General features: G+C 38.4%; 21 protein-coding genes. 12 read left to right on the plus strand and 9 right to left on the minus strand.

Annotation, left to right across the window (positions count from 1 at the left end; genetic code table 11):
* Nucleotides 1-6: 6 nt before the first annotated feature.
* The 6 genes from plsX to pdxA form a co-directional block, all read right to left on the minus strand.
* Complete coding sequence (gene plsX, locus ASF92_RS13780; protein ID WP_056094064.1) at nt 7-945, minus strand: phosphate acyltransferase PlsX; 939 nt, start codon at nt 943-945, stop codon at nt 7-9.
* A gap of 101 nt (nt 946-1,046) precedes the next feature.
* Nucleotides 1,047-1,238 (minus strand): 50S ribosomal protein L32, encoded by a 192-nt coding sequence (rpmF, locus tag ASF92_RS13785; protein WP_056094067.1) that lies wholly within the window; start codon nt 1,236-1,238, stop codon nt 1,047-1,049.
* Nucleotides 1,239-1,253: 15 nt separating this feature from the next.
* Nucleotides 1,254-1,784 carry a DUF177 domain-containing protein gene (locus tag ASF92_RS13790; RefSeq protein WP_056094070.1) on the minus strand — a complete coding sequence of 177 codons (531 nt, stop codon included), beginning with the start codon at nt 1,782-1,784 and terminating at the stop codon, nt 1,254-1,256.
* A gap of 116 nt (nt 1,785-1,900) precedes the next feature.
* On the minus strand, nt 1,901-2,740 hold the full coding sequence (locus ASF92_RS13795; RefSeq protein WP_056094073.1) for a sulfurtransferase: 840 nt from the start codon (nt 2,738-2,740) through the stop codon (nt 1,901-1,903).
* An 89-nt stretch (nt 2,741-2,829) separates the two neighbouring features.
* A complete protein-coding gene (locus ASF92_RS13800; protein ID WP_197413298.1) occupies nt 2,830-3,921 on the minus strand; it encodes a nitrate/nitrite transporter in 1,092 nt (363 codons plus the stop codon).
* Nucleotides 3,922-4,218: 297 nt separating this feature from the next.
* The gene (gene pdxA, locus ASF92_RS13805) at nt 4,219-5,298 is read right to left on the minus strand and encodes a 4-hydroxythreonine-4-phosphate dehydrogenase PdxA (RefSeq protein WP_056094075.1); all 1,080 of its coding nucleotides are present in this window, start codon (nt 5,296-5,298) and stop codon (nt 4,219-4,221) included.
* Between the two features lie 156 nt (nt 5,299-5,454).
* Between pdxA and rsmA the strand changes: the two genes are divergently transcribed.
* Complete coding sequence (gene rsmA / locus ASF92_RS13810) at nt 5,455-6,240, plus strand: 16S rRNA (adenine(1518)-N(6)/adenine(1519)-N(6))-dimethyltransferase RsmA (protein WP_056094078.1); 786 nt, start codon at nt 5,455-5,457, stop codon at nt 6,238-6,240.
* Nucleotides 6,241-6,400: 160 nt separating this feature from the next.
* Nucleotides 6,401-7,000, plus strand: coding sequence for a thioredoxin family protein (locus ASF92_RS13815; protein WP_056094082.1), 600 nt, complete (start codon nt 6,401-6,403; stop codon nt 6,998-7,000).
* Between the two features lie 13 nt (nt 7,001-7,013).
* Here ASF92_RS13815 and ASF92_RS21445 read toward each other — a convergent pair whose 3' ends face one another.
* Both ASF92_RS21445 and ASF92_RS13820 read right to left on the minus strand, forming a co-directional pair.
* Nucleotides 7,014-7,241, minus strand: a complete 228-nt coding sequence (locus ASF92_RS21445) for a hypothetical protein (RefSeq protein ID WP_369817103.1) — start codon at nt 7,239-7,241, stop codon at nt 7,014-7,016.
* A gap of 318 nt (nt 7,242-7,559) precedes the next feature.
* A complete protein-coding gene (locus ASF92_RS13820) occupies nt 7,560-7,841 on the minus strand; it encodes an ATP-dependent Clp protease adaptor ClpS (protein WP_056094492.1) in 282 nt (93 codons plus the stop codon).
* A gap of 126 nt (nt 7,842-7,967) precedes the next feature.
* Here ASF92_RS13820 and ASF92_RS13825 point away from each other — a divergent pair, with 126 nt between their 5' ends.
* From ASF92_RS13825 to ASF92_RS13840, 4 genes are all read left to right on the plus strand, one after another.
* Nucleotides 7,968-9,014, plus strand: a complete 1,047-nt coding sequence (locus ASF92_RS13825; protein WP_056094086.1) for a 3-oxoacyl-ACP synthase III family protein — start codon at nt 7,968-7,970, stop codon at nt 9,012-9,014.
* Between the two features lie 91 nt (nt 9,015-9,105).
* On the plus strand, nt 9,106-10,674 hold the full coding sequence (locus tag ASF92_RS13830; RefSeq protein WP_056094089.1) for a DUF1800 family protein: 1,569 nt from the start codon (nt 9,106-9,108) through the stop codon (nt 10,672-10,674).
* Complete coding sequence (locus tag ASF92_RS13835) at nt 10,671-12,257, plus strand: DUF1501 domain-containing protein (protein ID WP_056094092.1); 1,587 nt, start codon at nt 10,671-10,673, stop codon at nt 12,255-12,257. The genes ASF92_RS13830 and ASF92_RS13835 overlap by 4 nt, the downstream gene beginning before the upstream one ends.
* 69 nt (nt 12,258-12,326) lie before the next feature.
* Complete coding sequence (locus ASF92_RS13840) at nt 12,327-13,280, plus strand: Smr/MutS family protein (RefSeq protein ID WP_056094094.1); 954 nt, start codon at nt 12,327-12,329, stop codon at nt 13,278-13,280.
* 205 nt (nt 13,281-13,485) lie between these two features.
* Here ASF92_RS13840 and ASF92_RS13845 read toward each other — a convergent pair whose 3' ends face one another.
* Nucleotides 13,486-14,181, minus strand: a complete 696-nt coding sequence (locus ASF92_RS13845; RefSeq protein WP_056094096.1) for a hypothetical protein — start codon at nt 14,179-14,181, stop codon at nt 13,486-13,488.
* A gap of 183 nt (nt 14,182-14,364) precedes the next feature.
* Between ASF92_RS13845 and ASF92_RS13850 the strand changes: the two genes are divergently transcribed.
* The 6 genes from ASF92_RS13850 to ASF92_RS13880 all read left to right on the plus strand — a co-directional run bounded on the left by ASF92_RS13850 (nt 14,365) and on the right by ASF92_RS13880 (nt 21,926).
* A complete protein-coding gene (locus ASF92_RS13850; protein WP_056094100.1) occupies nt 14,365-14,664 on the plus strand; it encodes a hypothetical protein in 300 nt (99 codons plus the stop codon).
* Nucleotides 14,665-14,785: 121 nt separating this feature from the next.
* Nucleotides 14,786-18,088, plus strand: coding sequence for a preprotein translocase subunit SecA (gene secA / locus ASF92_RS13855; RefSeq protein ID WP_056094102.1), 3,303 nt, complete (start codon nt 14,786-14,788; stop codon nt 18,086-18,088).
* 119 nt (nt 18,089-18,207) lie between these two features.
* On the plus strand, nt 18,208-18,579 hold the full coding sequence (locus tag ASF92_RS13860; RefSeq protein WP_056094105.1) for a PEGA domain-containing protein: 372 nt from the start codon (nt 18,208-18,210) through the stop codon (nt 18,577-18,579).
* Nucleotides 18,580-19,175: 596 nt separating this feature from the next.
* The gene (locus ASF92_RS13870) at nt 19,176-19,682 is read left to right on the plus strand and encodes an SPOR domain-containing protein (protein ID WP_231729818.1); all 507 of its coding nucleotides are present in this window, start codon (nt 19,176-19,178) and stop codon (nt 19,680-19,682) included.
* Complete coding sequence (locus tag ASF92_RS13875; RefSeq protein ID WP_056094111.1) at nt 19,669-20,853, plus strand: M20 family metallopeptidase; 1,185 nt, start codon at nt 19,669-19,671, stop codon at nt 20,851-20,853. The genes ASF92_RS13870 and ASF92_RS13875 overlap by 14 nt, the downstream gene beginning before the upstream one ends.
* A gap of 131 nt (nt 20,854-20,984) precedes the next feature.
* Entirely contained in the window at nt 20,985-21,926 is a 942-nt protein-coding gene (locus ASF92_RS13880; protein ID WP_056094114.1) for a hypothetical protein, read from the plus strand.
* Nucleotides 21,927-21,937: the final 11 nt, after the last annotated feature.

Here is a 21,937-nt window from a genome sequence, read left to right on the forward strand (position 1 = left end):
TGATAATTATTTAAATGCAATTCTAATTTTTTCTATCAACCCGGTTGTAATCATCTCCCTGGATTGTAAAACCATGTTCTTAACAGCAAGCGGACTCGAAATTCCATGTCCGATAACTACAGGCGCATTAACGCCTAATACCGGGCTACCACCATATTGCTCATAATTAAAGCGATCGAAAAATTCATCTTTCAATCCTTTTTTCACTGTAAGCACGTAAAACGATTCGGCCAGTTTGAGTACCACATTTCCTGTAAAACCATCGCACACAATAACATCTGCCTTGTCGTTAAATAAATCCCTTCCTTCAACGTTGCCAACGAAATTGAATAAATCTGTTTCCTTCATTAAGGGAAAAGTGGCCATGCTCAGCATATTTCCTTTCTCATCTTCTTCACCGATATTCATTAAAGCGACTTTAGGTTCATTTATCTGCAGCAAATTTTCTGCATACAGGCTACCCAGAACGCCAAATTGTAAAAGGATATCCGGTTTACAATCTGCATTTGCGCCAACATCCAGTAGTAAACCGGTGCCGCCTTTAATTTTTGGAAGGATTGTACATAAACAGGGGCGGATAATGCCCGGAATGGTTTTAACACTGAAAACTGCACCAACCAGCATCGCGCCTGAATTACCTGCGCTGGCAAAAGAATCGATTTTACCTTCTTTTAAAAGATTAAAACCAACGGCTATGCTCGATTTAGGTTTTTGAACAATTGCTTTAGTGGGGTGTTCGCCCATACCAATTACTTCATCAGTATGAACGTATTCAAAATGATCCGGATTAAATCCTTCCTCTGCAAGGATTGGTTTAATCTGTTCGGTATCGCCGATAAGAACAAGATGCTCTCCGGCATTTAGCGATTGATGGGCTGCTATTGCTCCTAAAACAATTGCTTTAGGAGCATAGTCTCCGCCCATTATGTCGAGGCCTATTTTCATAGAAAAAATTTGTCTGTATTCGTTTCAGGTTAATCCTGAAAATTTCAGTTGACTAAGGTATGACTAAAGCCGCTGAAAACACAAACAATTTTTTAAGAAAATTACCCGATTTGAGTATTTTCGATAACCAATTTACCGTTATAGTATAGGTTACCATCAATGTTGTAAGCACGGTGAGGTACGTGGATAGCACCTGTTGCTGAGCATGTTGCTAAAGAAGGTGTCACTGCTTTGTAGTGGGTTCTTCTTTTATTTTTTCTCTGTTTCGAGATTTTCCGTTTTGGATGTGCCATTGGTGTATAATCTAATTATTTTTTTAACTTATTAAGTGCTTCCCAACGCGGGTCGCTTGACTGTTCATTTTCTTCAGCTTGTTTATCAATAGAAAGTTGTTCCAATCTATCAATCATTTCCTGATCACACTCCTTACCGGCCTGCTCACAGTTTTTGATATAAGGCACTGCTACGTTAATCATTTCGTATAATGGGCCTGATATATCAATCGCAGTTTCCTTTCTGCTAAGCGAGATAATTTCATCATCATCGCTTTCCAAATCATCACCTGCAAATTTTACGATTTGTCTTTCGTACAAATTAATCGGTAATGGAAATTCAGATAAGCATTTATCGCAATCTAAATTAACAGTGCCAATTACTTTGAATTTTAAAAGTAACATGGTCTCCTGCTTCTCAAGTTCCAGATTTACTTTTAAATTTCCGCTTTTGATTAACGAATACTTGAAAGCGTTAAAAAAGGTGTCATCAAGCTCATATTCAAATTGATGGCTTCCCAATTTTAATCCGGTAAACGGTACTGAAAATTGTTTTAGCGGGTTCAATTACTATAAAATTTTAGCCTGCAAATGTAGGGATAAAATAATTAGATAAAAAATGTTTTTTAAAAAATTGTTGGCTATTTTAAAAAACCAAGGTGTTTTTTTAAAACCACACAGGTTTAGTTTTTTAAAACCATTTCCTTGTTATTTCTACTCCATTCACTCCAGGAGCCAACATAGAGTTTTGGAATCGGTAAACCTGCATAATCCATTGCCAATAGAGTATGACAAGCTGTAATGCCTGAGCCGCAATGAACAATTATATTTTCAGGCTGCAGACCTGCCAGGACAGAAGTATATTGCTCCTTTAAAACTTCCGGACTTAAAAACCGGCCACTAGCATCAAGGTTTTCGGTAAAGGGAATGTTTACGGCACCCGGAATATGGCCTGCAATTAAATCAATCGGTTCGGTTAAGCCTGCATAACGGCTTGCATCGCGAACATCAATAACAACAAAATTATTGGCTTTGGCTACTTTTTCAACCTCGTTGATATCGGATAAGGGTAAGTTCCAGTCTTGCACATCATATTTTTCAACCGATTTAGGTATTTGAACTTTATTTGTTGTTGGGAATCCGGCTTTTACTGCTGCCTGAAAACCACCATCAATAACCTGAACTTTTTCGTGGCCAATAGCCCTTAGCATCCACCAAAGTCTGGCAGCTGCATTTCCGCCATTTTTATCATCATAAACAATTACATGGCTGTTCTTTGTAATGCCCAGCTTTTGTAAAACGGCAGAAAATTGTTCGGAAGTTGGTAATGGATGTCGGCCGCCCGAGGCAAAATCACCAATGTTGGCTAAATCTTCGTTTACATCGGCGAAAATTGCACCAGCCAGATGTTGTTCATCATACCTTGCTTTTGAACCTGCACTGGCATCTATGATTACGATTTCATCATCCAGATTTAACCAGGTTAAATCTTCAGGTTGTATAAGTGGAGAAAGTTTTGACATAAGGTTATTTTTTAATCTTTATTAGTGCTGTCAGTCCTAACGCCGGCCCGATAGCCAATACCATATAAAGATAGTGTGAATTGATTTCTTTAGCTAACAGATTTATGATTTGAATAACTGATAATTGTAATGGCAAAACCAATACAATTAACCAAAGTTAAGGATGTCCCTCTTAATTTTTCCGGTGCATGTTTAGCCACCAGCGAAGAAAATAATGGCGAATCGGCTGTGCCAAATAGACCCCAGCAAAACAGGAATATAAGAAACAAATACACTGAGCCGCTAAACAGAAATACCGGTGAAAGCAGGCAGCATAAACCCGAAAGTGAAAGTGCAATCGTTGCAAGTCTTTTCGCTCCAAATTTCTGCGACAGTATTCCAGCTACCATGCAGGAAATGCCGCCCGAGGCAATTATTAAAAAAGAAAATAGCGAAACATTTATTGATACTGTGTGCGTGCGGTTATAAAGCAGCAACATGCCCGGAAGAAACGCCCAGAATGTATAAAGTTCCCACATGTGGCCAAAATAACCAAATGCTGCCGAACGAAAGTTCAAATTTTTAAAGCTGCTTAAGGATGCGCCTAAATTGGACTGCTGTGCCGCTAAGCGGAATGGGCCGTTTGGTACAAGTATAAGTATGGAAAAAGCACCTGAAACGGATAATGCCGAGGTGGCGTAAATAACATATTCCCAAGCGAAGATGCCTGTAAAATTTTTTAATAAATGCGGAAATGCTGTGCCAAAAACCAAAGCGCCAACTAAAAACCCTAAAGATTTCCCTAATCCATCTTTAAAATAATCGGAAGCTATTTTCATGCCTACAGGATATATTCCCGCTAACATAAACCCGGTAAGAAAACGAAAAAGCAACAGCAAATTAACTTCGTTTACATCCAGGCAAATGCCTGAATTAAATATTGCCGCAGCAATACCGCAGATAAAGAATACTTTCGAAGGAGAAAAAATATCGGATATGGCAAAAAAAGCAAAAACCAGCGTTCCGCTAATAAAGCCAAGCTGTACCATGCTGGTTAGATTAGCTAAAAGATTTGTTTCGGCAGGGAAGTGTTTAGTAATATCTGGCAATACAGCGTTGCCCGCGAACCAAAGTGAGGTGCAGAGAAACTGAGAAATTACAATAATGGGCAATATGTATCTCGTTGTTTTGGCGCTGGTCATTTTTGAGTTTGGAACACAATTTTAGCTAAAATAAACCTGATTGTACGAAAAGCCAAAATTCTTCATTGGGCTTGTAGGGAAAGCAGGACTTTCCGAACCGATGAAACACAAGGCCTTAGCCAGGCAAAAAAAAATGTTGACCACCTAAGCCACTTTAGTACATCTGAGCTTAATACATCCTGGTCTTTCCACTTTAGTCTTTCTACTCCTTTTAATTCCGGGGTTGGATGTCCGAAGTCAGGGGCCAGGTTTGTTATACCACCGATTATCTGCTTTTCGACTTTTATCTTTCAGCTCTTAGGAAGCATCATCTTTAATATCGAATTGTGTTTCAACAACTTTTCCGCCGCTGCGTAACTGGTTACTTAACATTTCTTCCTGCTCTGTGCGGTTTTTCACAATGTGGATGGCCGAAAATAAAGCCTCGGTAAATGATGTAGAATCTGCTAAATTTTTACCGGCAATATCGTAACCCGTTCCATGATCGGGAGAAGTTCGAACAAAATTTAAACCAGCCGTGTAATTTACACCATTGTGGAAAGCTAAGGTTTTGAAAGGAATCAATCCCTGGTCGTGGTACATGGCCAAAACAGCATCGAATTTTTTATAACTGCCATTGCCAAAAAAGCCATCCGCAGGGTAGGGGCCAAAACACATAATTCCTTTTTCATAAGCTTCCTGAATTGCAGGCGAAATTATTTCTGCTTCCTCAGCGCCCAATAAGCCATTATCGCTTGCATGTGGATTTAAGCCTAAAACAGCGATTTTTGGTTTCCCAATCCAAAAATCTTTCTTTAAACTTTCATTAATCAGTTTTATTTTATTGAGGATTTTTTCTTTCGTAATTGCAGAGGGAACATCTTTTACGGGAATGTGGCCTGTAACCACACCAACACGTAAATCTTCGCTGATTAAAAACATCAGCACATCTTTACTACCACTTTTTTCCTGCAAATATTCGGTATGACCAGGAAAGGAAAATGTTTCTGATTGAATGTTGTGTTTGTTAATCGGGGCGGTAACTAAAGCATCGATATCGCCCGCTACTAAATCTGCGGTTGCCCTTTCCAGAGAAAGCAGCGCATATTTTCCGCCGGTTTCAGTAATCTGACCAAGTTCGATTTTTACATCCTCTTCCCAGCAGTTAATCATATTTGCTTTTTTCAGCTGTGCCTGATTGGCATGATTAATAACATTAAAGCTGAAATCGCCAAGGTTGTTTGCCTTTCTATGAAAAGAGGAAACTTTTGTATGGCCATAAACAATTGGGGTACAGTAATTTAAAATGGCCGGATTGGATAATGTTTTGATGATTACCTCTAAACCTATACCGTTCACGTCGCCAATACTGATGCCAATTTTAAGTTTATTGCTCATAATTAATGGAAAATTTTAGCGCAAATTACTGATTTTCGGTTAAAGACATCAAAAAAAATGAAACCCCAAAGAACACTAAGTTATTCGCAAAGAATAATAAGCATATCTTTGTTGTATAATTTAAATTTTTTTAAAGCCCTTTTAGGGGTTTGGTGTATGAGTTTAGTAAAAGCAAAGAAACATTTAGGTCAGCATTTTTTAACCGATAAAGGGATTGCCAAACGTATCGTAGAGAGTTTGGTTAATACCGATAAGTATAACCAGGTTTTAGAAGTGGGCCCAGGGATGGGAATTCTTTCAGATTTTTTGCTGCAACGCGAGGATCTACAAACCTACCTAATCGATATAGATACCGAATCTTTCCATTTCCTGAATGAAAAATACCCAGAATTAGGCGACCGTTTAATTAATGGTGATTTCCTTAAATTAGATTTCGATGCTATTTTTCCTGGCCAGTTCGCAATTATTGGTAACTTTCCCTACAACATTTCATCGCAGATTTTATTCAAGATTTTAGACAACCGCTATAAGGTTGTTGAAATGGTTGGCATGTTTCAAAAGGAAGTTGCACAACGTTGTGCATCACCGGCAGGAACCAAAGACTATGGGATTTTAAGTGTTTTTCTACAAGCCTATTATAAAATCGACTACCTTTTTACCGTTAAGCCGGGTACTTTTAATCCGCCGCCAAAGGTTCATTCGGCTGTTATTCGTTTAACACGAAATGAAGTGGAAACTTTAGATTGCGATGAGAAATTATTCTGGCGTGTGGTTAAAGCCGGTTTCAATCAACGTAGAAAAACCTTGCGTAATGCAGTTTCTGCTGTTATGCCGAAAGATAAAATGGATGAACATAGCTATTTTGAAAAGCGGGCAGAGCAATTAACCGTTGCTGATTTTGTGGCATTAACGCAACATTTAAGCAAATTGATGGCGCTCTAATATTTAGCCACAGATTCGCAGATTAAATAATCCGGCATTTTCCGTAAGAAAAATCTGTCTAATCTAAAGATCTACTGTTCATACGCGAGGTAATTTCTTGCAAACCCATGATGATTCTGATTGATATTCTCCTTTCCTTTGCACCATAATTTAAGAGGTCATGGTTAACTACAGCGAAATTTTCAGCGAACAAGGGATGGATTATCAAACCTATCGTGCCCTGGTGGATCAGCTTCTTTTAGAAGGAAAAGCAACAGGCGATGTAAGTTATGATTTGCACTACACTAAAATGAATGTGCAAAGGATGAGCCGGGTGGATAAGACTGTTAGCTTAACCGATGAATTAACGTCAACTATTCATCAACTGAAAGAAAATTATAAGTTTTTAGTAATCACTGAAGGTTGGTGTGGTGATGCTGCACAAATTGTTCCGGTATTTAATAAAATCGCAACGGCATCATTGGGTAAAATCGATTTAAAGTTTTTGCTTCGAGATAAAAATCTGCCCTTAATTGATGCCCACTTAACCAATGGAGGGAGAGCAATTCCTGTTCTTTTGGTTTTAAATGAAACCGGTGATAAAGTTTTAGCAAGTTGGGGACCAAGGCCTCAGATTTTACAGGAACTTTTAAAAGATTGGCGGAAAGAAACGACCGAGATGCCAGTTCTGGCAGAAAAACTTCACGGTTGGTATGCAAAAGATAAAACACGAACCACACAGGCGGAGTTGACGGTTTTATTAAAGGGCCTGGAGGATTAACTTTCCAGAGATTTTAAACCAGTTCCAGTTCTTTATCTGAAATAGAATCCCGTTCAGATTTATTGTAGATTGATAAGAGATATATTGTTTCCTTTACAACTCTCACCCTGGTGATTAATCTTGCTCCGGATGATTTCCCCTTTCCTTTGCTAGAAATTGAGATTCTAATTTTATAGCATTCCTTTCCGATTGGAATACCTTGTAGTGGATTTTCTTTAAGATTCTCTACAAAAGTAATAATATCACTTTTTGCAGATTTGTGTTTTTACAGATTTTTTTGAATTCTTTATCGAAGAGGGATGATGTTAGTACATCATATTTCATCTGCTAAATCCTCAAAGCGTTTCAGTTTAAGTTTTCTCTTCTCAGCTAATTCTGTTTCATGGTAAGCATTCGAAAGATCTTTAAGGTAGTTCTCTTTCAATTGATCGATATTTTAATTTTTACGCCCTTTATGCTCCTCAATGTTTCTAAAATCGAAAATGCATCATCGCGTTTTATCTCCAATGTTATTTCCATAATTAAGATACTATTTTATTGCTGTAAAAAATAAAATAGATTAATCTACGCTAACGGTTAATCCTTCTTGTTGTAAAATTTTACGATAGATTTCCATTTCAGTAAAAGATCCCTCTAAAACAGGGCATTTGCCTTCATTGTGCACTTTCCACGCAATTTTCTCAGATTGAGATTCATTATAATCCAGGTATTTCATCATGCAATAAATCACATGGTCGAAAGTATTGATGTCATCATTCCACAAAATAAGGCGATGTACGGTTTTTATAGAAGTTAAAATTTCTTCGAGCGTAAAGGTCTCTTCTTTGGTTTCTGTAGACATGGTTGCAAAAATAAACATTAGTCTCAAGTATTTAGTATCAAGTGTCAACATTTTGTTGTTCAACGATTAATAATAGCTTAGACAATAAATGATTAACTTTGTGTAACCAAATTATAAAATACAAACATGCACCAGTCCAGAATTGCGGGAATCGGCTATTATGTGCCGAAAAATGTATACACCAACAATGATTTAAGTCGTTTTATGGAAACCAGCGATGAATGGATTCAGGAACGTACCGGAATTAAGGAACGCCGTTTTGCCGACAGGTATGAAGAAACCACAACCACAATGGGGATTGAGGCTTCGAAAATCGCTATGGAACGGGCAGGAATCACCGCAAAGGATGTTGATTTTATCGTTTTTGCAACCTTAAGTCCAGATTATTATTTTCCGGGTTGCGGTGTTTTACTGCAACGTGAAATGGGTATGGGCGAAATCGGTGCATTGGACATTCGTAACCAATGTTCGGGATTTGTTTATGCCCTATCAGTAGCCGATCAGTTTGTAAAAACGGGCATGTATAAAAATGTGTTGGTTGTTGGAAGTGAAAAACATTCATTTGCAATGGATTTTGAAACCCGAAGCAGAAATGTGTCGGTAATTTTTGGCGATGGTGCCGGCGCAGTTGTGCTGCAACCTACAGATGAACCGGGCAAAGGCATTTTAAGTACGCATTTACATAGCGACGGAGCTGATGCTGAAATCCTTGCGATGCATTATCCCGGCTCTCATGCCAACAAATGGATGAAAGATAAGCCTGCCTTTCCAGATCAGGAATTAGGCGGGTTATTTATGACGCCTGAAATATTAGAAAGTGGCGCTGTATTACCATATATGGATGGCCCCTCGGTTTTCAAAAAAGCTGTAGTTAAATTTCCTGAGGTAATTAAAGAAGCATTAGCCGCGAACAATTTATCTGAGAAAGATATTAGTATGTTAGTGCCACATCAGGCCAACCTTCGAATTAGCCAATACGTACAGCAATTACTTGGTTTAAAAGACGATCAGGTTTTTAATAACATTCAAAAATACGGTAACACTACCGCAGCTTCGGTGCCGATTGCTTTGTGTGAAGCCTGGGAAGCCGGAAAAATAAAGGAGGGCGATTTAGTTTGCCTGGCAGCTTTCGGTTCGGGTTTTACCTGGGCGAGTGCGCTTATCCGGTGGTAAAATTGGGTTTTGTAACAAAATCCTAATGTTTCGTGTAAAATAACTGAAATTCAGCCAATTTAATTCTTAGTTTTATTTTTAAAGGGAATTTATGGCGATAGAGGTTTACTCAGGAAATTTCGGGACAAAAGAACTAAATCATTTACTAAAACGCACTTTGTTTGGTGCCAAAAGAAGTGATATTAATTCGCTTGTGGGGCAGTCTGTAACTCAGGTTGTCGATTTGTTATTAAAAGACCTTCCGCTCCCTAATCCGCCTGTAAACAATTATAACGACACAGGTTATACCGATGCCAATGTGCCGGCAGGGCAAACCTGGGTAAACGCAATTTATACGGATGGAAATGCAAACAGTCGTCGGGTTGCATCTTTCAAAGCCTGGTGGGTAACGCAAATGCTTAATCAACCCATTTCTTTAAGAGAAAAAATGACCCTTTTTTGGCAAAATCACTTTTCTATCGAAGCGGATACCGTTGATGATGCCAGATACATTTACAAGCACAATAATTTACTTCGCAGTTTTGCTTTTGGTAATTTTAAAACATTAGTCAAGCAAGTGACCATCGATCCTGCTATGCTTCGCTACCTAAATGGATATGCCAGTACCAAGGCGGCGCCCGATGAAAATTACAGCAGGGAATTACAGGAACTTTTTACGTTGGGTAAAGGTACGGATTCTAAATATACAGAAGCCGATGTTAAAGCTGCAGCCCGCCTGCTTACAGGTTATACTCTGGATGGGGTTAACATCACATCAGTGTTTAATGCTTCCCGACATGATGTTACCGATAAGCAGTTTTCATCATTTTATGGAAGCAAATTAATTAAAGGCAGAACGGGTACAGACGGCGCAAAAGAGGTTGATGATTTGTTGGATATGATTTTTACACAGGTAGAAGTTAGTAAATACATTTGCCGTAGATTATATCGCTTTTTCGTTTACTACGATATTACTGCTGATATCGAATCGAATATTATAACGCCGTTGGCAGAAATTTTCAGAAATGCCAATTATGAAATCAAACCTGTTTTAAAGGCTCTTTTTACCAGCAATCATTTTTTTCTGCCTCAGAATCGTTCGTGTAATATAAAAGCACCAGTTGATTTTGTTGTTGGTTTGGCAAGGGAATTCGAAATCATTTTTCCTGATGCTGCCGATTATGTAAATGTTTATTACATGAGCGATTATTTAAGAAATACAGCCTCCAACCTACAGCAAAATCTAGCCGACCCACCAAACGTTTCCGGTTGGCCGGCTTATTACCAGGTTCCTCAGTTTTACGAACTCTGGATTAACTCCGATACCTTACCTAAACGCAATATTTTCACCGATAGGTTTATCAGCACCGGTTATACAAGAAATGGTAAAAAGATAGTTATCGACCCGATTGCTTACACCTCAAAATTCAGCAAGCCTGAAGATCCGAATGTAGTAGTCGATGAAGCAATTGCCCACTTATATACAATTGATGTTAGCGCGGATGTAAGGAAATTTTTAAAAAGTATTTTGCTCAGTAACCAGGTAAATGATGCTTACTGGACGACTGCCTGGCTCGACTATAAATCTGCGCCGACTACTGCAAAAACAACTATTGTGCAAACCCGTTTGCAGGAGTTTTACAAATACATTATGAACCTTGAAGAATACCAACTATCATGAAAAGGCGGGAATTTTTAACTAAAGCAATGCCTGCCGGTGTGGTAATTCCATCCATGCTGGGCGGATATCCTTTAAAGGCTTTTGGCGCGTCAAGTTTGCTTTCAGCAATAACGGCTGCCAATCAGGAAACTGATCACGTTTTAGTTATTATTCAGTTGAATGGCGGTAACGATGGACTAAATATGATTCTTCCTTTGGATCAGTATGATAACTTAACCCTTGCTCGGCCGAATATCATCCTCCCAAAAAATAAAATTATTAAACTTTCGGGTTATAACACGGGTATTCATCCTGCCATGTCTGGCCTGGCTGGTTTGTATGATGATGGGAAAGTTCAGGTTATTCAATCTGTTGGTTATCCCCAACCAAATTTCAGTCATTTCAGGGCGACTGACATCTGGCTTTCAGCTTCAGAATCAGGCCAGGTAATCGACAGTGGCTGGGCCGGGAGATACCTCGCCGAAGAGTACACAAACTTCCCGATAGGTTACCCGAATACAGTAATGCCCGATCCATTGGCCATTCAGATAGGGTCGTTTGTTTCCCCGGCTTTTCAGGGTCCGTCGGTAAATATGGGGATGGCAATTTCCGATCCTGTAAACTTTTATAACCTGATAAATGGCATCCAGTCGCCAGCTCCAAATAGTAATGCTGGTAAAGAATTAACCTATGTGAGGCAAGTTGCACAACAAACCCAGCAATATGCATCGGTTATTAAGACAGCAGCTGGAAAAGTAACCAAGCAAGGTACTTATCCCAGTAATAATTCGCTGGCCGACCAGTTAAAAGTTGTTGCAAGGTTAGTTGGCGGTGGCCTGAAAACCAGGCTATATATGGTAAATATTGGCTCTTTTGATACTCATGCTTCACAAGTAAATACCGGTGCGAATGAAACAGGCACACACGCGGTTCTGCTTCAGAAAGTTAGTGATGCCATTAAAGCATTTATGGCTGATTTAAAAGGTTTGGGCGCTTCAAAAAGAGTTGCCGGAATGACTTTCTCTGAATTTGGCCGCCGTATAAAATCAAACGCCAGTAATGGAACCGACCATGGTGCTGCGGCGCCACTTATTGTTTTTGGAGACGCCATTCAAGGTGGCGTTTTAGGTAAAAATCCAACCATTTCCGCAACAACTTCTGTAAACGATAATATACCGATGCAATATGATTTCAGGTCGGTTTATGCTACATTACTCGAAAAATGGTTTTGCGTTGATAAGGCTACCTTGTCTAATGTTATGTTAAAAGATTTTCAATCTTTACCATTAATTCAGCCCGGCACAAATTGCATGTCGACAAGTCTCGCCCAGGCCAATCATTTAAGCGGCGAAAGTTTAATTTCAAATTATCCCAACCCATTTACAACTTCAACCACGATAAAATATACTTCGAAAGGAGGCCATGTTTTAATCCAGGTTTACAATACTATGGGCAGGTTAATGGCAACTGTTGTTGATGCCGTAAAGGACGAAGGTACCTACAACATCAACTTCGAAAACCAGCAATACGCGCCCGGGGTTTATTATGCACGACTTCAAAATGGAGAATTGCAACAGGTTCGGAATATGCTCATCGTAGCCTAATCTAAAAATCGATACCTTTGCTTAAACGAATTCTTTGAAACATCAGAGAATCAATTCAATATTTTTAAGATGAAATTTAAGCTGGGTGATTTTGTGCGTTTTGTTGATGAAAAACGTGAAGGCTATGTAACCAAAGTTATCGATTCGGAAACTTTGGGCGTTACCGATGAAGATGGTTTTGAAATTCCTGTGGCAATAAGTAATCTGACTTCTGTTCATGGGCACGGCGTTGTTGCGGAAGAAATAGATATACCTAAACCAATTCAGGTTAATGTACCGGGCATTAGTAAAGTAGAAAATGGAATTTATTTAGCCATGGCTACGGATGATAAAGCCGGAAATGTGGTTCACTTTCATTTGCAAAATCAATCGGCGAATGTGCTTTTGGCAACTTTAACTAGCGAACGAAAGGAAAAATATGCTGGTTCTTTTTACGGCATTTTAGAGGCTTATCAATCGAAACTGGTTTATTCCGCATCCCTTGCTGATTTAGATATCTGGCCGGAGTTTACTTTTCAGATTTTGTTATTCAGCAAAGCTGATGTTAAGCCTGTCGAACCTTTGGTTATAAAGAAAAAATTCCGGGCGAAGGATTTTTCTATCGATCAAAAGGAATTGCCTCAGCTTAAAAATAAGGGTTGGCTAATCCGTTTGGACGAATTACCATCGGTAACCATCGATCCACAAAAGTTAAAAGAAAGCTTTTTTAAATCTCCGGCAGAAAAGAAAACGGTTCCGGCACCGGCAAAGGAAATTGATTTACATATTGAAAAACTTCGGGATGACCACCACTTTTTAGAGGCTGATGAAATATTACAGATTCAGTTGTCGCACTTTCAGAATGCTTTAGATGCTGCAATCGTACATCATTTTGATAAAATGATTTTTATACATGGATCAGGTAACGGTACTTTGAGAGACAAAATCCACAAGCTGATTAGTAAAAATCCACATATAAAAACCTATATGGATGCCAGAAAAGAAAAATTTGGCTATGGTGCAACGGAAGTAGTTTTTAAGTAGTGTTGCCATGAGTCGTCATTTCGACCGTAGCGGAGAAATCTTTTGAGCAGAGTTTCAACCTTCAAAAATATCTCCAAAGCCCTGGTTTGTGTCCTCAAGAACCAATATTACTGTTTCGGTTCGTGAGGACACGAACCAAGGCTATTATAGATGGTGAAAATCGGTTATCACGGTTCCGCTGTGCGTAATCTATATAACGGGAATTTTAAAATGGATTAAATAGTTCCAGGACAAATACCCAGGAATTATTATCCATGGCCACTAGTTGTACTTTTTCCGTGTCAAAAAGCGCCAGTCCATCACGCCGTTTCAATAATCTACCTTCAATTTCAAATGCACCATCAATTATAAAAGCATAAAAACTACTTTCTGGCGATTTCATTTTATAAAAAGCCTTTTGTCTTTCGGAAAAAACACCAGCACTTAATTTAAAGGGCAATTTTGGGTTCGAAACGATTTCAATGAGTTTGTTTTTATCCTTTTCAATGTCGAAATTAAATAGCATTTCGCTGTGCCTCAATAAAAACAAATCCGTTCTAATTCCAATCTGGATATAATTTATGGTATCGTTCGGATGTGGATTGCTGATTTCTAAAACCTCACCTTTGCCCATATTCAGGACTTGAACCTGGCCTGTTTTTATAGCATATTCCTTTCCGTTAGATACCATATCTACTCCACCTGTTATGGGTATAAATATCTGAAGCGAATCTGCTTTTGATAGGAAAAAAGTTAATTTTCCGCCAGCGATTGTGTCATCATTTAGAAGAAACAGATCGCCAAAAGGTTCTGCATCCTCATTATAGTATTTTTCGTAGTTAAATGTGCTATATCGTTGAAAAATAGAAGATTCCATAAAACCACTCTGATCTGCTAGATATATTTTACCGGGCGATTTCATTATATGCAATTTAATTAGGTGAATATGTACAATTACGATTTCAAAGATAAATGCAATAGTTGTGAACAGAGCAGTTTGTTTGTTTAAAAAACAAGGGTAAAACAGAACAAAAAATTAGGGTATGCTTTTTGAGAGGATGTAATTTTTTTATATAAAAGATTAAAACTAGCTTTGCCGCTGTTAATGAAACACCTTGTTACCATATCTCTTGTATTTTTTAGCTTAACGCATTTGGCAAAAGCCGAACGTGTTGAAGGGCTTAGAATATTGAGTGATTATTGTAATGAGCATAAGATAAGTGTTAACGATTCGGGCAAAAGTACCGTACAGCTTAATGAAGACCGCAACCCATATTTATTATCTTATACAAGTCTGGCTTTAATCGGAACAAAAACATCATTAAAAATAGAGAAATACGTTAACTCAAATCAGGTAATTACCGATTTAACCATAAGGAAAAAACCGAAGAACAATAGTCCCTAGCTTCCTTTCCCAATAATTCTACACCCCATTTATACCAACAACTGCCAAAGTGACTTAAACAAGCCATTGGATTGGTTGTTGCCACACAACAATTTTTTATAATAAATACGATTAAAATATAATGTTAGGATTTTTAGCGAAGATTTTCGGAAGTAAATCGGAAAGAGATATTAAGAGCATCCAGCCACTGGTTGTTAAAATAAATGAAGAATACGCAAAGTTATCTTCAATAAGCAATGATGAATTGCGTGCAAAAACGGTAGAATTTAAAGACAGAATATCATCTTTTTTAGCGGATATCGATGGTAAAATTTCAGTTTTAAAAGCGGATGCTGATGGCGAAGATTTGGATCTTCATCAGAAAACAGCAATTTATGATCAGGTAGATGCTTTAGGTAAGGAACGCGACACTGAATTAGAAAAAGTGCTTTTGGAAATTCTTCCCGAGGCATTTGCAGTTGTAAAAGAGACATCCCGCCGTTTAAGCGAAAACGATTATTTAGAAGTTACCGCCACACAGTTTGACAGAGATTACGCTGCGCGAAAAAGCAATGTTAAAATTGTTGATGATAAAGCACAATGGGCAAACCGTTGGGATGCTGCAGGCACCGAAGTTGTCTGGAACATGGTTCATTACGATGTTCAGTTAATCGGAGGTATTGTTTTACACAGCGGTAAAATTGCAGAGATGGCTACGGGTGAAGGTAAAACTTTAGTAAGTACGCTGCCTGCTTATTTGAATGCACTTGCCGGTCAGGGTGTTCACATTGTAACCGTGAATGATTACCTGGCTCGTCGTGATAGTGAGTGGAATGGTCCTTTATTTGAGTTCCATGGAATTAGTGTTGATTGTATCGACAAGCATGAGCCAAACTCCGAGGAGCGGAGAAAAGCTTATGCTGCAGACATTACTTACGGAACGAACAACGAATTCGGGTTTGATTACTTGCGCGACAATATGTCACAAACGCCTGACCAACTGGTTCAGCGTAAATTACACTTTGCAATGGTTGATGAGGTCGATTCAGTTTTGATTGATGATGCCCGTACACCTTTAATTATTTCCGGCCCGATACCACGTGGTGATGAGCATGAATTTTATGAATTAAAACCACGTATCGAACGTTTGGTAAATGCTCAGAAAGCTTACGTTTCTCAGGCATTAAACGAGGCGAAAAAATTGATTAACGCTGGTAATACAGGAACTGAAGAGGGCGAAGGTGGTTTAGCCTTATTACGTGCTTACCGCGGTTTGCCAAAAAATAAGGCTTTAATTAAATTCTTGAGTGAAAGTGGTATCCGTGGTTTGTTGTTAAAAACAGAAAACTACTACATGGCCGATCAGTCTAAGAATATGCCTAAAGTAGATTCTGAATTGTATTTCTACATCGATGAGAAAAATAACCAGGTAGAGTTAACGGAAAAAGGTATCGAATTGATTACGCAATCTGGTGAAGACCCTAACTTCTTTATTTTACCTGATGTGGGTACTGAAGTTGCCGAATTGGAAAAATCGGATTTGCCTTTAGACGAAAAAGTAGTTACAAAAGATGCTTTAATGCGTGATTACTCTGTGAAAGCAGAACGTATTCACTCTGTAAATCAGTTATTAAAAGCTTATACTTTGTTTGAAATTGATGTAGAATACATCATCGATGAGGGCAAAATTAAAATTGTTGATGAGCAAACTGGTCGTATTATGGATGGCCGCCGTTACTCAGATGGTTTACACCAGGCAATTGAAGCTAAAGAAAATGTAAAAGTTGAGGATGCAACTCAAACGTATGCAACTGTAACCCTGCAGAATTATTTTCGTATGTACCACAAACTTTGTGGTATGACGGGTACTGCAACAACAGAAGCAGGCGAGTTCTGGTCTATTTATAAATTAGATGTGGTTGAAATTCCAACGAATAGAAATATTTCACGTCAGGATCACCAGGATTACGTTTATCGTACCGTTCGAGAAAAATACAATGCCGTTGCAGATGAAATTGTAAAATTAACCGAAGCTGGTCGTCCGGTTTTGGTGGGTACAACATCTGTTGAGATTTCAGAATTATTGAGCCGTATGCTAAAACTTCGTGGAATTAAACACAATGTATTAAACGCCAAAATGCACCAGAAAGAGGCTGATATTGTCGCCGAAGCTGGTCAGGCTGGTCAGGTTACGATTGCAACAAACATGGCTGGTCGTGGTACGGATATTAAGTTAGGTGCAGGCGTTAAAGATGCGGGCGGTTTAGCGATTGTAGGTACAGAGCGTCATGAATCCCGTCGTGTCGACAGACAGTTGCGTGGTCGTGCAGGTCGTCAGGGTGATCCTGGATCATCTCAGTTCTTCGTTTCACTGGAAGATAACTTAATGCGTTTGTTCGGTTCTGAAAGAATCTCCAGCATTATGGTTCGTATGGGAATTGAAGATGGCGAAGTTATCCAGCACTCTATGATTACCAAATCCATTGAACGTGCTCAGAAAAAAGTAGAAGAAAACAACTTTGGTATCCGTAAGCGTTTATTGGAGTATGATGATGTGATGAACTCACAGCGTACGGTAATTTACGCAAAACGTAAAAATGCTCTATTCGGCGAACGTTTGGACGTTGATATGAACAACATGGTTTTCGATGTTGCAGAAGATATTGTTAACGAATACAAACAGGAAGCAAACTACGATGGATTTAAATTAGAAGTAATTAAAAACTTCTCGTTAGATACCACGATTACCGAAAAGGAATTCTCATCAACTAACGTAGCGCAATTAACTGAAAAGTTATTTGAAGAAGCCGAGGCATTTTACGCACGTAAATCAGAAGCCATAATTCAACAATCTTTACCTGTTTTAACGCAGGTGTACGAAGAGCGCGGCCAGCATATCGAACAAATCGTTGTTCCGTTCACGGATGGTATCCGTGGCATTCAGGTTGCTGTAGATTTGAAAAAGGCCATCGATAATAAAGGAAAAGAAGTTGTTCGTTCGTTTGAAAAAACGATTGTTCTTGCCTTAATTGATGACAGTTGGAAAGAGCATTTACGTGAAATGGATGATTTAAAACAATCTGTTCAAAATGCAGTTTATGAGCAAAAAGATCCGTTGGTAATTTACAAAATGGAAGCCTTCAACTTATTTAAAAACATGCTTACTGCAGTTAATAAAGAAGTTGTGAGTTTCTTGTATAAAGGTGGTATTCCGGTTCAGCAGGAGCCTGAAGATGTTAAAGAAGCACCGGCACCAAAAAAACAACCTAAGTTGCAAACAACCAAACAGGAGTTTGGTCATGAAGAGCCAGGAATTGAATTTGGAGATACCCGTGAAGCCGTTCCTCAGCAACCAATCCGCAAAGAAGCAGCAATTGGTCGTAATGAACCTTGCCCATGTGGAAGTGGTAAGAAATACAAAAACTGCCACGGAGCGAATTTGTAGAATTATTTTAAACAAATAGATTACCCAAGCCTTGACAATCGTTAAGGCTTTTTTTGTATAACTAAATTTTTAATTATCAGAATTAGGTTTATATTTAAGGACACACAAAAAACACACAAATGAAAAAGATTTTTAACATTTTTGCCATTTCGGCAACACTGATGCTTTCCAGCTGCGCTACCGTTTTTACAGGTACAAAACAAACGGTTAACATTAAAACAGATCCTCCTGCCGCTGACATCGAAGTAGATGGTATTAAAGTTGGTGTAACGCCAATGGATGTAACCTTAAAAAAAGGATTTACCGGGCAAACGGTTAGCCTTAAATTAAATGGTTACGAAACCAAAACGTTTCAACCTGCAACAACATTTAATCCGGTAACCGTATTGAATGTAATTGGCATACTTGGTTTCCCGATTGATGCCGCTACAGGTGCGATGATGAAATATGATCCTAAAGTTTATGAAATTAAACTGGAACAAAAGAAATAGTTTTTCAATATGACCAAGCCGGATTTCGAAAGAAATCCGGCTTTTTTATGTGAAAAAAATCTGAGTTAATTTAGTGCTTTTGATTTATGGAAACATTGACGATTAAAATTCCAGAAGAGAAAAGTTCAGCTGTAAAGGCAATACTTAAGCAAATTGGCGTCACTACTGTTGATAGAACCAAATCAGGAACTTTAGACTTATCCCCCCCGAACAAGAAAAAGAAATCATTTCATCCCAAGAGCAAATTAAGGAAGGCTTGTTTGTAGAGCAATCCACACTTGTGAATGAAATGCAAGAATGGCTAAAAAAATAATCTGGTCGCACAAAGTAAGAATTAAACTGCTTGCCGTTCTTGAATTCTATACGGAAAGAAATGGTAATAAAAAATATGCTGCTAAACTTTACAACATTTTAATAGGAAATTAAGCTGTTAATCAGAAATCCTGAGTAAGGCGGTACGCGGCTTGATTGTTATGGATTATATTATATTTTATGAAGTTAACGATTCTTCGGTATAATCCATACGCTTTGGCCATCCAATCAGGATCCTGAAAAGCTAAGGGTTTAAATTAAACCATTTGCACAACCCATAAAGAATGCCGAATTTTGCAGGAAGTTCGGTATTCTTGTTTCTAGCCTCGCCGGATTTTACTACCATGAAAATAATTTATACTATTGCCTTTTTCTTAATCTTATTCAAAACCTCTTTTGGTCAAAAAGGCGAGGTAACAGTTGTAAAAGACCCGTTAATTGACAGCTTAATCGCAAAAAGAATAGAAGTTTACAGAACAGGGGGGGATATTACTTTAAAACCGAATAAACCTGTTGTGTCAGGTTATGGTTATCGGGTTCAGGTTTTTTATGGATCCGACCGCCGGGAATTATTTAATCAGCAAGCGCGGTTTAAAAACAGCTATCCTAAAATAAACACCTACGTTATTTATAAAGAGCCCAACTACTATTTACGTGTTGGCGATTTTCGTACAAGGCTCGAAGCTCAACGATTAATGAGCGAACTCAGAGCCACTTTCCCTACACTTTTTATTTTCAGGGAAAAAATTAATGCACCAACTTTAGATACCACAACTGATGATCAAAAATAAAATTAAAGACTTAGCCGATAATATATTCAATGATGTGGTCGGTTACCGTCGTCATATCCACGCAAATCCCGAACTGTCTTTTAAAGAATTTGAAACTTCCCTTTACATTAAGGATAAACTTACAAAGTGGGGCATTGAATTTACCGATTGCGCGAATACCGGTGTGGTTGGCTTAATTAAAGGTAATTTGCCTTCTGAAAATGTAATTGCTTTAAGAGCCGATATGGATGCGCTGCCAATTCATGAAGCAAACGACAAACCTTATGTTTCAAAAAATCACGGTGTAATGCATGCCTGCGGCCATGATGTCCATACCTCTTCACTTTTAGGTACTGCATACATCTTAAATCAATTGAAAGATGAATTTGGTGGTACTATAAAGCTAATCTTTCAACCTGCTGAAGAATTATTACCAGGTGGGGCAAGCATTATGATAAAAGAAGGCGTGCTCGAAAATCCAAAACCTCAGGCTATTGTTGGTCAACATGTAATGCCGTTGATTGATGCGGGTAAAGTAGGTTTTCGTTCCGGAATTTATATGGCATCAACTGATGAATTGTATGTTACCGTAACTGGTAAAGGTGGCCATGGCGCACAACCTCACCAAAATATAGACCCTGTTCTAATAGCTTCACATATCATTATTGCCCTTCAGCAAATTGTTAGCCGTAATGCAGATCCGCGTCTACCGTCTGTTTTGTCTTTTGGTAAAGTAATTGCAAACGGCGCAACCAACATCATTCCGAATGAGGTAAAAATCGAAGGTACCTTCAGGACTCTGGATGAAGACTGGAGAAATGAGGCGCACAGGCGCATGAAGAAAATGGCTGAAGGCATGGCTGAAAGCATGGGCGGAAGTTGTGATTTTGATATTCACAGAGGTTATCCTTTTTTAATTAATGAAGAGAAACTAACCGCCAACGCTAGGAGCTTCGCTGAAGACTTTTTAGGTGAGGAAAATGTGGTCGATTTAGACATCTGGATGGCGGCGGAAGATTTCTCTTTTTATTCGCAAGTAACTGATGCTTGTTTTTATCGCCTGGGCACTGGAAATGCCATTAAAGATACCAGTTATTCCGTGCACACGCCTAGATTTGACATCGATGAAGATGCACTTAAGTTGTCGACAGGATTAATGGCTTACATCGCGGTTAAACAGCTGGGGAATTAAGGGAGGTATAATCTCTTATGACATGGGTAAATGGTAGAAGTCCTAATGTATCAATATGAGCTCATTGATATACCCAAGTTACCTTTCTCTTCCATCTTAAAAGGGCATCATTTTTGAATACAATGTATCGCATGAAAAACATACTTCTTTTGCTAACGTTATCATTATTTTTCTTTGAAGGATACAGTCAGGTTATCGACCGTTTCAATCCAGATACAGTTAAAACAATAACTTTAGATTCTACAGTAAATATTAAGGCTGAAAAATTAAACGTAGAAACTTTTATAAGAGCGGTAATGAACGATACGAGTTTTTACCAGGCTTTTCGTGATATGAAACGTTATAGTTTTATTGCAGAAAATCGAATTTACAGTTATGATAAGAAAAATGAAGTTGATGGTCGGATTTATCGCAAGATAAAACACAACAATAGCGGGCCTTATAAAATGGAGTACCTTGTTAAAGAAGATGAGGGCAATATGTATAAAAAGAACGGCAAGTACCAGTTATACACGGTAGAAATGTTCGATTATATATTCATGAACGCTTACAATACCGATTTTGTGCCAAATGCACCTGCAGGCGATGGAAAAGGCGGTACAAATGAAAGTTATAAAAATAAATTAAAAACTTTAATTTTTAATCCAGGCAGACCGGTCAAGGTTCCTTTTATTGGCAGTAAAACGGAGATTTTCTCAGCGAACATGCGCCAGTATTATGATTATGCTTTTACCAGCGGCACTTACCTTGATTCTATTCCGGTTTACCGGTTTAAGGTTTCAGTAAAACCTGATTTGAGCAGCTGGACTAAAGATGGCCTGATGATAAAAGATTTGGTAACCATTTTCGATAAGCGAAACTTCAATATTTTAGGACGTTACGTTGACATGAAATACAGTAATATGCTTTTTGATTTTGATGTGCAGATGAATATCGAAATGGGCTATTTTGGCGAGGATAAATTGCCAACTAAAATCACCTACCAGGGTAACTGGGATTATCCGTTTAAAAAAGAAGAACGGGCTAGTTTCTTAATTCTACATAAAGATTATAAGCAGGAAAAGGGTAAGTAGCGGCACCTATC

Origin of the sequence: Pedobacter sp. Leaf176, assembly GCF_001424305.1 — a bacterium.
Lineage (GTDB): Bacteria > Bacteroidota > Bacteroidia > Sphingobacteriales > Sphingobacteriaceae > Pedobacter.